We start from the raw sequence: 11,545 nt of genomic DNA, 5'->3' as shown, positions 1-11,545 counted from the left end.
CCGGGAACTGTGGGACCGGGAACTGTGGGACCGGGAACTGTGGGACCGGGAACTGTGGGACCGGGAACTGTGGGACCGGGAACTGTGGGACCGGGAACTGTGGGACCGGGAGCTGTGGACAGGACGCCGTAGCGGGAGCTGCGGGGCCGTGGCCTGTGGACGAATCGCCGGAGCGTGGAGCGGAACTGCTCGTTCGGGTGGGCGGGATATCCACAAGCGGCCGGTGGTCCACCGGCTCCGGCGGATTCCGGCGCGAGGCGTCATCGTGGCAGCGCAAGCCGATGTCCCTCGTCGCAGGCGGTGATCCCGATGTCCCTCCCCTTCTCCTCCCTCCCCCTCTCCTCGCCCTCCTCGCTCTCCTCGCCCGCACCCTCCTCACGGTCCACGGCCGCCCCGCGCACCGCGTTCCCCTCTCCCCTGCGCCTGCCGCGCCCGCCGGGCACGGACGCCCCCGCGACCTGCGAGGTGCCGCCGTTCCCCCCGGTGCGGGTGCGCGGCGGCCGGTACCGGGTGCAGCGTCTCGTCGGGCACCGGGGGCGCGCGGTGGCGGCCGGCCTCGCGGTGACCGCGGCCGCGCTGGTGGCGGCGGGCCCATGGACCCCGGCGGAAGAACACCGCACCGACGCGGCAGCCCGACCCGCCCGGTCCGCGCGTGGGCACCCGCCCGCGGTTCCGCTGCGACGGCCCCGCCCGGCGGGCCTGGTGGCGGCGCCGGTGCGGATCGCCGACGCCGCCACGGTCCGACTGCTGCGCCCCGGCGACCGGGTCGACGTCATCGCCGCACAGGACCCGGCGGCCGGGGGCGGTGCCCGGGTGCTCGCGCGCGGAGTGCGGGTGACGCGGGTGCCGGAGCCACTGGACGGCGCGACCGAGAGTGGTGCGCTGATCGTGCTGGCGGTGCCGCGAGCGCTGGCGGCGGGGCTCGTCGGGGCGGGCGCCACGGCGCGGCTGGCGGTGACGCTGTGCTGAACCAAGTCGGTCTTTTTCCCGGCGGCGCGCTGTCAAGTCCGTCTTTCAGGGGACGGGATTGGACAGTATGGCCGCACGGTGCCGTAGGTTGCGGAGCGTTTTGTTCCACGACTTGTGCATGCGAGGAGCGTCCCCGAGGTGAGCGCGAAGAAGGATCCGAGCATCCTGCAGGGCTTCAAGGCCTTCCTGATGCGCGGCAATGTCATCGACCTGGCGGTGGCGGTCGTCATCGGCGCCGCCTTCACGAACATCGTCAACGCGCTGGTGAAGGGGATCATCAATCCGCTGGTCGGCGCGATCGGCACGCAGAACCTGGACAACTACAGCACGTGCCTCAGCGACTCCTGCCACGGGACGCACGGCATCCAGCTGATGTGGGGCTCCGTCCTCGGCGCCGCGCTGTCCTTCCTGATCACCGCCACGGTGGTGTACTTCCTGATGGTCCTGCCGATGTCGAAGTACCTGGCCCGGCAGGCGGCCCGCAAGGCGGCGCGGGAGGGCACGAAGGAGGTCATCGAGGTCACCGAGCTGGAGGTCCTCAAGGAGATCCGCGACGCCCTGGTCGCCCAGCGCGGCACCGGTCACCAGGACCGCTAGCCGCTCAGAGGTGGTGGGGCGGCTTCTCGTCGAGGAAACGCTTGAGGTCGGCGGCGCTGTCGCCGTCCGGCCGCTCGCCCCAGCCGCGGTCGGTGTCGTCCGAGGACTGCTGGTCCAGCGGATCGTCGAAGACCAGCGCGGGCTTCGGGTCACGCGGCTCGGGTGCGGGGGCGATGCTCATGGATCCAGGGTACGACCCCCGTCCCGGAGGGCCTCCGGCCGCTTGTGAACGCCCGCACAGGCCCGCGGCCCGGTTTTCCGCTCTGCTGAGAGGCGTGGCGCCGGGTTCCACCCCGGTGCCCGAGCCTGCGCGCGCCACATCCCTCCGGCCCCGTGAGACGGCTCACCGCGCGCGGGCGCGACGAGGCCCACCGGCTCTCCTCCCCGCTCGACCCCCTCTTCGACCTGCTGCTTCGTCGTGGCGGTCGCCCAGGCGGGCGTCCAGCTGGTGCGCGCCGTCGCCGCGGGGCACCCCGGCACCGGGTCCTCGACCACGCGATGCCGGCGGCCCGCACGAGCCGAGGGGAGCGCACGGCGAGCGCCGGAACGCCGACCGGCTGGGCCCTTCGGCGGCGGGTGGGGCTCGGGCAGACTGGCCGCCATGACAGTTGACGCGTTGACAGATGTCGCCGGGGTGCGGGTCGGACACGCCACCCGGACCGGGGAGGGCCGGCTCACCGGGACCACGGTCGTGCTGGCGCCGGAGGGCGGGGCCGTCGCCGCGGTGGACGTGCGCGGGGGCGGGCCCGGCACCAAGGAGACCGACGCGCTCGACCCGCGCAACGTGGTCCAGCGGGTGGACGCGATCGTGCTCACCGGGGGCAGCGCCTACGGGCTCGACGCGGCGTCCGGGGTGATGGCCTGGCTGGAGGAGCGGGGGCGGGGCGTGCGGGTGGGACCCGATCCGACGCATGTCGTGCCGGTGGTGCCCGCGGCGTGCGTCTTCGACCTGGGGCGTGGCGGCGACTTCCGCGCCCGCCCGGACGCCGCGACGGGACGCGCCGCGGTGGAGGCGGCGGCCGCGACCGCTTCGGGCGCCCCGGTGCCGCAGGGCTGCGTGGGGGCCGGGACGGGCGCGGCGACCGGACGGCTCAAGGGTGGCGTGGGCACCGCGAGCACGGTCCTCGACTCGGGGATCACGGTCGCCGCCCTGGTGGTCGCGAACGCCGCGGGCTCGGTGATGGATCCGGAAACGGGCGTGCTGTACGGGGAGTTGTGGGAGGGCCGGGTCGACTACCCGGAGGAGGAGGTGCACGAGGCGGCGCTCCGCCGCCTGGAGGAGACCGGCGCCGGCCGCACGCCGCCGCCGCTGAACACGACGCTCGCGGTCGTCGCCACCGACGCCGACCTGACCAAGGCCCAGGCCCAGAAGCTGGCCGGCACCGCCCACGACGGCATCGCCCGCGCCGTCCGCCCGGTCCACCTCCTCCACGACGGCGACACGGTCTTCGCCCTGGCCACCGGCACCCACCCCCTCGCCCCGCACCCCCTGGCCCTCAACGAGGTGCTCGCCGCGGCCGCGGACATGGTGACGCGAGCGATCGTCCGGGCGGTCCGCACGGCCGAGTCGGTGGAGGGACCGGGCGGCACGTGGCCGTCGTACGGGGAGTTGTACGGGCGGCCGTAGGGGGCGGGGAGGGGCGGGGAGGGAGGGGGGAGGGGGGAGGGGGGAGGCCCCCCCCGAGAGGGATGAACGTCGGGTTCCGGTGGGGATTGTCGCGGTTCTGTCACGTCCCGCCGTTCCGAGGAGCCGAGGGGAACCTCAGTCGCCGTTCACGCACTCTTCGTCGGCGTACTGGAACGGACCTCGCACATCACATGAACCAGGAGCAGCCCGTGACAACGCCGGACATTGCAGCGCGGCGCGCACTGGGGGCCTGTGCCGCCCTGATGGTCGGCGCCCTCACCCTGACCGGTTGTGGCGGCGACGCCGACGCCTCGAACGGCGGCGGCGGCGCCAAGGCCCCGAAGACCTCGACGGCGAAGATAGCGATCTCGTCGAAGGACGGCGCGACGGACGCGTCCATCAACGCGACCGGGGTGAAGGTCAGCGACGGCAGGCTGACCGATGTGAAGATGACCGTGGCGGGGTCGGGGCAGTCCGTGCCGGGGGCGATATCCGCGGACGGTCACACCTGGAAGCCGAAGCAGCACCTGGAGCGCGGCACGAAGTACCAGATAGCCGCGACCGCGAAGGACGCCGACGGGCGCCCGGCGGCGGCCAACGCCATCTTCACCACCGTCAGTTCGGCGAACAGCTTCATCGGCACCTACACGCCGGACAGCGGCTCCACGGTCGGCGTGGGCATGCCGGTGTCGTTCACGTTCGACAAGTCGATCAGCGACAGGAAGGCCGTGCAGTCGCACATCACGGTCAACTCCAGCAGCGGCCAGCAGGTGGTCGGGCACTGGTTCGGCGACCGCCGCCTGGACTTCCGGCCGCAGGAGTACTGGAAGGCCGGCTCCAAGGTCACGATGAACATCGACCTGGACGGCGTGCAGGGCGCGCAGGGCGTCTACGGCGTGCAGAAGAAGACCGTCACGTTCACCATCGGGCGCTCGCAGGTCTCCACGGTCGACGTCGGCACGGAGACGATGACCGTGGTGCGCGACGGCCAGACCCTCAAGACGGTGCCGATCTCCGCGGGCAGCCCGCAGCACACCACGTACAACGGGCAGATGGTGATCTCCGAGAAGTTCACCCAGACCCGGATGAACGGCTCGACGGTCGGCTTCGGCGGGGAGTACGACATCCCGGACGTGCCGCACGCGATGCGGCTGACGTCCTCGGGCACCTTCATCCACGGCAACTACTGGTACAACCGCGGCAACCCGCCCTTCGGCCGGCAGGGCACCAGTCACGGCTGCGTCGGCCTCGCGGACGTGCAGGGCGCCCAGGGCGACACCTCGGCGAAGTGGTTCTTCGACAACTCGCTCGTCGGCGACGTGGTGATCGTGAAGAACTCCCCCGACTCCACCGTGGCCCCGGACAACGGCCTCAACGGCTGGAACATGTCCTGGAGCGCCTGGACCGCCGGAAGTGCCGCCTGACCGACGGGTTTTGAGGGCTTTTGTGGCCGCGCGGGAACTTCTCGCGCGGCCCGCGCGTTTTCCCGGTGTTCGTTTTCCCCATTCCCGGACATGATGTCCGGCCGAGGGGCTACGGTATGCACCCACAAGGTGACATGCAGCAACGCCGGGAGATGCCTTGAGCGTTCCGTACGAGACGGCAGCGTACGAACCAGCCGAGTCGCCCGAGTCTCCTGAGGAGCATCTCGCGCGACTCCTCGGCCGTGCCCTGAACTCCTTCGAGCTGCCCGACGAGGTGATGCGGCGGCTCGACTGCGCGCTGGTGTACGACAGTTCGCTGCACTCGGCGCACCACAGCGCCGGGCTGCACCGGGAGACGTACCGGCACACCTGGCTGCTCGCCGACGGGTCGGCGGTCACGCTGTGGGAGCTGGCGTACAACACCACCCCGGGTGGCGCCCCGGAGCACGAGGTGTACACGGACGAGGAGGAGCTCCGGACCGCCACCTCGCGGCTCGGATTAGCCCCGGCCGCACCCGAGCTGGAGCTGTCCGCGCCGACCTGGCTGTGGGCGGTCCCGACACCCCGGCATGTGTTCGTCTCCGGTGACTCCGCCGACCACGCCCGCCGGCTGCTGCGCCGCGCGGAGAACCCGGACCACCCCGATGCCCGCACGGCGGCCCTGCTGGCCACGGCGACGGCGCACGAGATCACCCAGGCATTCGGCCGTCCGGGCCGGGCCGGCCGCTCCGGGCTGAGTTACGCGCTGTACGAGCACGCGTTCCTGCTGCCGGACGAGAGCGAGGTCTCCCTGTGGGAGGTCGAGCACACGGCGACGCCGGACGGCCGGCACATGTGCGAGGTCTACATGTCGGAGCACGCGGCCCGCTCGGCGATGGAGCGGCGCGCGGCACGGCAGGGCTGACGGCGAGGCCGGCGGCGGGACCGGCGGCCGAGGCCGGGCCGGTCAGCGGTGGCCGAGCTGCCGTATCAGTCCGGCGAAGGCGTCCTGTTCGGCCGGGGTCAGCTCCACCGACTCCCGCAGCGGGCCGGTGCGCTGGGCCGGGAGGAACGGCAGGCGGGTGGCCGCGAGTTCTCGAAGGGCCTGCGCACGGAACCGGCGCAGCAGACGCAGCACGCCGATCGCCCAGACCACACCGGCCAGGGTGAGGAAGACCGCGGCGGCCAGCTGGAGAGTCGAGAGATGCTCGGGCATACCCACCAGTACACACCACCGGGGCACACTTCGGCCCCGGACCGTGATGTATCTCGCAGGTCCCGCGTGAACAGCACAGACCGAACCAACACCACACACCGAACCAAAGGGACAAGCGGCGCCGAACCGAGCGCGCGCGGTGACCAGGTCGGCCTCTGGCCCACTGCTGCGGCATCCTCGTACGCATGACGACCGCCACCCCGGCACGGCTGCTGCAGTTGCTCTCCCTCCTCCAGACGCCCCGCGAGTGGCCCGGCGGTGAGCTGGCCGATCGGCTCGGGGTGTCCCGGCGTACCGTGCGGCGGGACATCGACCGGCTGCGGGAGCTGGGGTATCCGGTGGAGGCGACGAAGGGTTCGGACGGCGGCTACCGGCTGGTCGCGGGCAAGGCGATGCCGCCGCTGGTGCTGGACGACGAGGAGGCCGTCGCGATCGCGGTCGGTCTGCGGGCCGGCGCCGGGCACGCGGTCGAGGGCGTGGAGGAGGCGTCGGTGCGGGCGCTCGCCAAGCTGGAGCAGGTGCTGCCGGCCCGGCTGCGGCACCGGGTGTCCACCTTCGGGGCCGCGACCACCCCGCTGGCCGGCGGGGACGGCGCGAGCATCGCGCCGGAGACGCTGACCGTGCTGGCCTCGACGGTGGCGGGCCGGGAGCGGCTGCGGTTCGCCTACCGGGACAAGGGCGGCGGCGCGTCCCGTCGGCTGACCGAGCCGCACCGGCTGGTGTCGACGGGGCGCCGCTGGTACCTGGTCGCGTACGACGTCGACCGCGCCGACTGGCGGACGTTCCGGGTGGACCGGGTGAGCGAGCCGTTCGCCACCGGAGTCCGGTTCGAGGAGCGGGAGTTGCCGATGGGCAGCGCGGCCGAGTATCTGCGGCGGTCCATTCAGCAGTGGCAGGAGTCGTACGCCTTCGAGGTGCGGTTCGCGGCGTCGGCGGCGGAGGTCGCCGAGCGGGTCCCGGCGGCGCTCGGGACGCTCGCGGACGACGGCGGTGGCGGCTGCGTCCTCACGGGCGTCACCGGCGATCCCATGGAGTGGCTGACGGTCCGGCTGGCGCTGGCGGGGTACGAGTTCACCGTGCGGGGACCGGAAGAACTGGCTGCGCGCGTACGCGAGTTGGGCGGACGGCTGAGCCGGGCGGGCGGTGCCTAGCGCTCGCCGCCCCAGGCGAAGCCGCCCAGGGCCCTGAGGTTGCGCAGGGCCAGGGCCGCGGGGCCGTCCGGACCGGCGGCGGGTGAGGTGGTCGCGGCCCAGGACTGCACGGCGACGCGTACGGCACTGCCGGCGACGGCGGCGGCGAAGCGGAGGTCGGGGGTGATCACGGGGACGGGGGGCGGGAGTTCGGTCGGCCCCGCGCCGTCGGTCTCCGGCTCCCGGGTGGGCCGAGCGGGGCCCGTGGCCGGCTCCGCCCCACCGGTCGCGGCGATCGGATCGCGAGCGGCACCCGGCTCTCCGGCCTCCGGCTTCCCGGACCACGGTTCCGCGGGCCAAGGTTCCGCGGGCCAAGGTTCCGCAGGCCACGGCTTCCCGGCCGCTTCCGTCGTCTCGTCGGCCGCTCCCGGCTCCCCCGCCGCCGTCCCCTCGGCGGCCCCTTCCGTCTCCGCCGCGGGCGCCTTGCCCCGTCCGGGGCTCGCCAGCCGCCGCGCCAGGATCTCCGCCAGCGCCTCCTCCGAGGTCTGGCCCACCTCGGCCCAGACCTTGCGCAGGGCGGGGCTGGTGTCGGTCAGGCGGATCAGGGTGCGGACCCATTCCCAGGAGGCGGCCGAGACCCCGGCGCCGGGGGTGAGGGTGTGCTCGACGGCGTGTTCCAGGGCCTGCGGGACGGTGAGGCGGTCCGGGGCGCTGCGGACGGCCTCGGCCCAGCGCTGGGCGCCGACGGCGTAGAGGGGCGCGACCGCCTCCTCCTTGCTGGCGAAGTAGCGGTAGAACGTGCGCGGTGCGATGCCGGCCCGCTGGGCGATGTCCTCGGCGCGGGTGGCCCGCAGGCCCTGGCGGACGAACAGGGCGGCCGCGGCCCTGGCGATCTCCATCCGGGTCTCGGCCTTGCGGCGCTCGGTCAGGGAGGGGGCCGGCGCGGCGCCGGAAGGTGACTGGAGGGTGGCGCCGGGGGTGGAGCGGGGGGTAGGACTGGGGGTGGTGCTCATCTCGGCAGGCTATGCCCGTGTGGCAGAATCTGCCATCCGGCGGTTCACCCCGGGGTTCAGGTACGGGGTGGGCCGCCATTTACCGTCGCGCCGCGGTCGCGGCCCTCCGACACCCTGCACGTGATCCACGTACCCGTGCCCGGGCCCTCCGACTCCTCCTCCGGCGCCTACGGCTCCTCGGGCCCTTCCGATCCCTCCGGCTCCTCGGGCCCCTGCGGGGCGGGACGAGCCGGGCCGTGGACGACGAGGCGGGCGCGCGGCGCTGGATCGAGGCGCGGCGGCTCGGCCGGGAGAAGGGCGAGCGGTACGCCCTCGCGGTCGTGGGAGCCCGGGGAACGGCCCCGACTGCCGGGCGACGTCGGGGTGGTGGGCCACGTCGCCCTCAACGGGCTCCGGCGGCTGAGGAGTTCGCGGGCTGGGCGTTCGCCGACTTCGCGGGCGAGGGTCTCCCACGGCTGGAACTCCTGCGCCGGTCGGACGACACCGCCTCCTGCCATGTGGCGCGGAAACGCCGTTTCGAACCGGTCGGCCGGGTACCCGCGCACCGCCGAAGTCCCCCTCGACGGCCGTCTGCACGCCCGTGAGCGCCACGGCCGGCGCGCCGCCGCCGCGGACGACACCGCCGAGGTCACCGCGTCGCGAGGTCCCGCCCGGCACAGAAGAAGCCGGGCTTCGGCGCCCGGGGGGGGTGGGCGCCGGAGCCCGGCTCTGGGAAGTCCCGGCGCCGGGGGGGGATGTGCGTCGGGACATGGCTCGCGTGGGGCGGCCAGGTGGGACTCGATGTGCCGGGTGAGGTGCGGTGACGGGATGTGGTGCGTCAGAGGTGACTCGGTGTGGGGAGTGCGGCGTTCGCCGGGCCCGCGGGCGGGCCCGGAAGGGTTGTTCCCTCGGGCCCGACGGTTGAAGCGGCGGGCGGGCGCCGTGTTTGCGCCGTCTTTCTCCACCCGGCGTACGCGGCCCCCGCTGCCTCTTACGCCGCCGCGTCGAACCCGGTGTCCCGCGCCAGCTTCTTCAGCTCCAGCAGGGCGTGCTTCTCGATCTGCCGGATGCGCTCGCGCGTCAGTCCGTGCTCCTTGCCGACCTCGGTCAGGGTGCGCTCGCGGCCGTCCTCTATGCCGTAGCGCATCTTGATGATGGACGCCGTGCGCTGGTCGAGGCGGCCGATCAGGTCGTCCAGTTCCTCGCTGCGCAGCAGCGTCAGGACGGACTGCTCGGGGCTGACCGCCGAGGTGTCCTCCAGCAGGTCGCCGAACTGGGTCTCGCCCTGGTCGTCCACCGACATGTTCAGCGAGACCGGGTCACGGGCCCAGTCGAGGACGTCGATGACGCGCTCGGGCGTGGAGCCCAGCTCCGCCGCGACCTCCGTGGGCTCCGGCTCGCGGCCGTGCTCCCGGTTGAACTCGCGCTGCACCCGGCGGATACGGCCCAGCTCCTCCACCAGGTGGACGGGGAGCCGGATGGTGCGGGACTGGTCGGCGATGGAGCGGGTGATGGCCTGACGGATCCACCAGGTGGCGTACGTCGAGAACTTGAAGCCCTTGCGGTAGTCGAACTTCTCGACGGCGCGCACCAGGCCCGCGTTGCCCTCCTGGATCAGGTCGAGCAGGGGCAGGCCGCTGCGCGGGTAGCGCCGGGCGACCGCGACGACCAGGCGGAGGTTGGAGCGGATGAAGACGTCCTTGGCCCGCTCACCGGCGGCGACCAGGGCCTCCAGCTCCTCGCGGGTGGCGTCCGAGGTCGTGTCCTCGAACCCGTCGAGAACCTGTCGTGCGAACACACCCGCCTCGATGGTCTGGGACAGCTCGACCTCCTTGGCGGCGTCGAGCAGCGGCGTACGCGCGATCTCGTCGAGGTACATGCCGACCAGGTCGCGGTCCGCGATCTCGCCGCCATGTGCGCGAACACTGCTTGCCGAGTCGGCCGTCTCGCCGGAGGCGGACTGACGACGGGCGACGGCACGGGTTGCCATGCGTGCTCCCTTGCGATGGTGGGCTGGCGGGTGGTCCTGTCGAACGCTCGGCGCTCCGGGGGCGGTCCTCGGACTGTCCTCTTGAGTGCCCTGCATCCGATGGAAACAACGACTGGAATCAGGACAGAATTCCCAACCCGACCCTCAACTTTTGTGATCATGCAGTACCCTGTTCCGCCACATGGGAGGCGAGATGGCATCCAAGCCCACAGAGGTGCAGGTCAGACCAGGAGTCGAGGCGGATCTCGGCGCCCTCACAGAGATCTACAACCACTATGTGCGCGAGACGGCCATCACATTCGACACCGCCCCTCTCGCCCCGCGGGACCGCCTCTCCTGGCTGCTCTCCCACCCGGAAGACGGCCCGCACCGCCTGATGGTTGCCACGGAGCCGGCCCCCGGCCCCGGCACCGGCACCGGCACCGGCACCGGCACCGGCACCGAGCGCATCCTGGGGTACGCCACCTCGGGCCCCCACCGGGCGCGCCCCGCGTACGCGACCTCCGTGGAGACCTCGGTGTACGTCGCCCCCGACGCCGGCCGGCGCGGCATCGGCACGCTGCTCTACGACACCCTCTTCAAGGCCCTGGCCGGCGAGGACCTGCACCGCGCCTACGCCGGGATCACCCAGCCGAACGAGGCCTCGGTCCGGCTGCACACGCGCTTCGGCTTCCGGCACCTGGGCACGTTCCGCGAGGTGGGCCGCAAGTTCGGGCGCTACTGGGACGTGGCCTGGTACGAGAAGGAGCTGTAGCCGCGCCCGCCCCTTCGCCGTCTCACCCCTTCGCCACCTCGTCCCTTCGCCGCCTCGTCCCTATCCGAACTGCACGGACCGCTTCGCCAGCCCCATCCAGAACCCGTCGATCACCGACTTCTGCGCGTCCAGCTCGCCCGCGGCCTCCGCCGCGCCCATGGTGACGAAGAGCGGGGCGAAGTGCTCGGTGCGCGGATGGGCGTAGCGACCGGCCGGGGCCTTGCCCAGGAAGTCGAGAAGGGCGTCCCAGTCGCGGTCCTGGAGGGCACGCCGCCCCCACTCGTCGAACTCGGCGGACCAGCTGGGCACGCCGCCGCCGGTGTGGCGCAGGGCGGCGAGGTTGTGGGTGAAGAAGCCGGAGCCGATGATCAGCACGCCCTCGTCGCGCAGCGGGGCGAGCCTGCGGCCGATGTCCATGAGCCGCACCGGGTCGAGGGTGGGCATGGAGATCTGGAGGACGGGGATGTCGGCGTCCGGGTACATCTCGACGAGGGGGACGTAGGCGCCGTGGTCGAGGCCGCGGTCGGGGATGTCCTGGACGGGGGTGCCGGGGGCGCGCAGCAGCTTGCGGACCGAGTCGGCCAGCTCGGGCGCGCCGGGGGCGTCGTACCGGACCCGGTAGTAGTGCTCGGGGAAGCCCCAGAAGTCGTACACCAGCGGGACGGTCTCGATCGCGCCGAGGGCGAGCGGGGCCTCCTCCCAGTGGGCGGAGACGACGAGGACCGCCTTCGGGCGGGGCAGTGTCGCGGCCCAGGCGGCGAGCTGGCCGGGCCAGACGGGGTCGTCGGCGAGCGGCGGGGCGCCGTGGCTGAGGTACAGGGCGGGCATGCGCTCCTTGGCGGTGACGGACATGACGGCGGCTCCCAC

General features: G+C 73.2%; 11 protein-coding genes and 2 pseudogenes. 8 read left to right on the top strand and 5 right to left on the bottom strand.

Features of this window, described 5'->3' with window-relative positions; translation table 11 throughout:
* Positions 1–309 precede the first annotated feature (309 nt).
* Together ACWDD7_RS06380 and mscL are read left to right on the top strand one after the other, a co-directional pair.
* The gene (locus tag ACWDD7_RS06380; protein WP_450456542.1) at positions 310–969 is read left to right on the top strand and encodes a hypothetical protein; all 660 of its coding nucleotides are present in this window, start codon (positions 310–312) and stop codon (positions 967–969) included.
* Between the two features lie 138 nt (positions 970–1,107).
* Positions 1,108–1,566 carry a large conductance mechanosensitive channel protein MscL gene (gene mscL, locus ACWDD7_RS06375; protein ID WP_351863992.1) on the top strand — a complete coding sequence of 153 codons (459 nt, stop codon included), beginning with the start codon at positions 1,108–1,110 and terminating at the stop codon, positions 1,564–1,566.
* A gap of 4 nt (positions 1,567–1,570) precedes the next feature.
* Here the strand turns inward: mscL and ACWDD7_RS06370 are convergent, their stop codons facing one another.
* On the bottom strand, positions 1,571–1,747 hold the full coding sequence (locus ACWDD7_RS06370; RefSeq protein ID WP_351863990.1) for a hypothetical protein: 177 nt from the start codon (positions 1,745–1,747) through the stop codon (positions 1,571–1,573).
* A 125-nt stretch (positions 1,748–1,872) separates the two neighbouring features.
* On the opposite strand from ACWDD7_RS06370, the pseudogene ACWDD7_RS06365 reads away from it, so the two are divergent.
* The 4 genes and pseudogenes from ACWDD7_RS06365 to ACWDD7_RS06350 form a co-directional block, all read left to right on the top strand.
* Positions 1,873–2,050: pseudogene (locus ACWDD7_RS06365) on the top strand (low temperature requirement protein A); the annotation flags it as partial.
* Positions 2,051–2,167: 117 nt separating this feature from the next.
* Positions 2,168–3,193: a P1 family peptidase gene (locus ACWDD7_RS06360; protein WP_450456564.1), complete on the top strand. Its 1,026-nt coding sequence runs from the start codon at positions 2,168–2,170 to the stop codon at positions 3,191–3,193.
* 209 nt (positions 3,194–3,402) lie between these two features.
* On the top strand, positions 3,403–4,617 hold the full coding sequence (locus tag ACWDD7_RS06355; protein ID WP_450456541.1) for an Ig-like domain-containing protein: 1,215 nt from the start codon (positions 3,403–3,405) through the stop codon (positions 4,615–4,617).
* 157 nt (positions 4,618–4,774) lie between these two features.
* Positions 4,775–5,521: a DUF6227 family protein gene (locus ACWDD7_RS06350; RefSeq protein ID WP_351863984.1), complete on the top strand. Its 747-nt coding sequence runs from the start codon at positions 4,775–4,777 to the stop codon at positions 5,519–5,521.
* A 42-nt stretch (positions 5,522–5,563) separates the two neighbouring features.
* Here the strand turns inward: ACWDD7_RS06350 and ACWDD7_RS06345 are convergent, their stop codons facing one another.
* Positions 5,564–5,812 (bottom strand): hypothetical protein, encoded by a 249-nt coding sequence (locus ACWDD7_RS06345; RefSeq protein ID WP_285559403.1) that lies wholly within the window; start codon positions 5,810–5,812, stop codon positions 5,564–5,566.
* A gap of 185 nt (positions 5,813–5,997) precedes the next feature.
* On the opposite strand from ACWDD7_RS06345, the gene ACWDD7_RS06340 reads away from it, so the two are divergent.
* A complete protein-coding gene (locus ACWDD7_RS06340) occupies positions 5,998–6,963 on the top strand; it encodes a helix-turn-helix transcriptional regulator (RefSeq protein ID WP_450456540.1) in 966 nt (321 codons plus the stop codon).
* Between the two features lie 476 nt (positions 6,964–7,439).
* On the opposite strand, the pseudogene ACWDD7_RS06335 reads toward ACWDD7_RS06340, so the two are convergent.
* Both ACWDD7_RS06335 and ACWDD7_RS06330 read right to left on the bottom strand, forming a co-directional pair.
* Positions 7,440–7,841 (bottom strand): annotated as a pseudogene (locus ACWDD7_RS06335) (TetR/AcrR family transcriptional regulator); the annotation flags it as partial.
* Positions 7,842–8,925: 1,084 nt separating this feature from the next.
* Complete coding sequence (locus ACWDD7_RS06330) at positions 8,926–9,924, bottom strand: sigma-70 family RNA polymerase sigma factor (protein WP_392214947.1); 999 nt, start codon at positions 9,922–9,924, stop codon at positions 8,926–8,928.
* Between the two features lie 193 nt (positions 9,925–10,117).
* Between ACWDD7_RS06330 and ACWDD7_RS06325 the strand changes: the two genes are divergently transcribed.
* The gene (locus ACWDD7_RS06325) at positions 10,118–10,678 is read left to right on the top strand and encodes an N-acetyltransferase family protein (RefSeq protein ID WP_450456539.1); all 561 of its coding nucleotides are present in this window, start codon (positions 10,118–10,120) and stop codon (positions 10,676–10,678) included.
* A gap of 60 nt (positions 10,679–10,738) precedes the next feature.
* On the opposite strand, the gene ACWDD7_RS06320 is transcribed toward ACWDD7_RS06325, so the two are convergent.
* Positions 10,739–11,530 (bottom strand): dioxygenase family protein, encoded by a 792-nt coding sequence (locus ACWDD7_RS06320; RefSeq protein ID WP_450456538.1) that lies wholly within the window; start codon positions 11,528–11,530, stop codon positions 10,739–10,741.
* Positions 11,531–11,545 lie beyond the last annotated feature (15 nt).

Source organism: Streptomyces sp. NPDC001056 (assembly GCF_053598955.1).
The sequence above is the reverse complement of the archived record's forward strand: the minus strand, read 5'-3'. Positions and strand labels throughout refer to the sequence as shown.

What these genes read in the sequence shown, in the direction of transcription:
- ACWDD7_RS06345 (WP_285559403.1), bottom strand. Translation starts at nt 5,812, where the DNA reads ATGCCCGAGCATCTCTCGACTCTCCAGCTGGCCGCCGCGGTCTTCCTC.
- ACWDD7_RS06370 (WP_351863990.1), bottom strand. Translation starts at nt 1,747, where the DNA reads ATGAGCATCGCCCCCGCACCCGAGCCGCGTGACCCGAAGCCCGCGCTG.
- ACWDD7_RS06380 (WP_450456542.1), top strand. Translation starts at nt 310, where the DNA reads ATGTCCCTCCCCTTCTCCTCCCTCCCCCTCTCCTCGCCCTCCTCGCTC.
- ACWDD7_RS06360 (WP_450456564.1), top strand. Translation starts at nt 2,168, where the DNA reads ATGACAGTTGACGCGTTGACAGATGTCGCCGGGGTGCGGGTCGGACAC.
- ACWDD7_RS06320 (WP_450456538.1), bottom strand. Translation starts at nt 11,530, where the DNA reads ATGTCCGTCACCGCCAAGGAGCGCATGCCCGCCCTGTACCTCAGCCAC.
- ACWDD7_RS06330 (WP_392214947.1), bottom strand. Translation starts at nt 9,924, where the DNA reads ATGGCAACCCGTGCCGTCGCCCGTCGTCAGTCCGCCTCCGGCGAGACG.
- ACWDD7_RS06325 (WP_450456539.1), top strand. Translation starts at nt 10,118, where the DNA reads ATGGCATCCAAGCCCACAGAGGTGCAGGTCAGACCAGGAGTCGAGGCG.
- ACWDD7_RS06340 (WP_450456540.1), top strand. Translation starts at nt 5,998, where the DNA reads ATGACGACCGCCACCCCGGCACGGCTGCTGCAGTTGCTCTCCCTCCTC.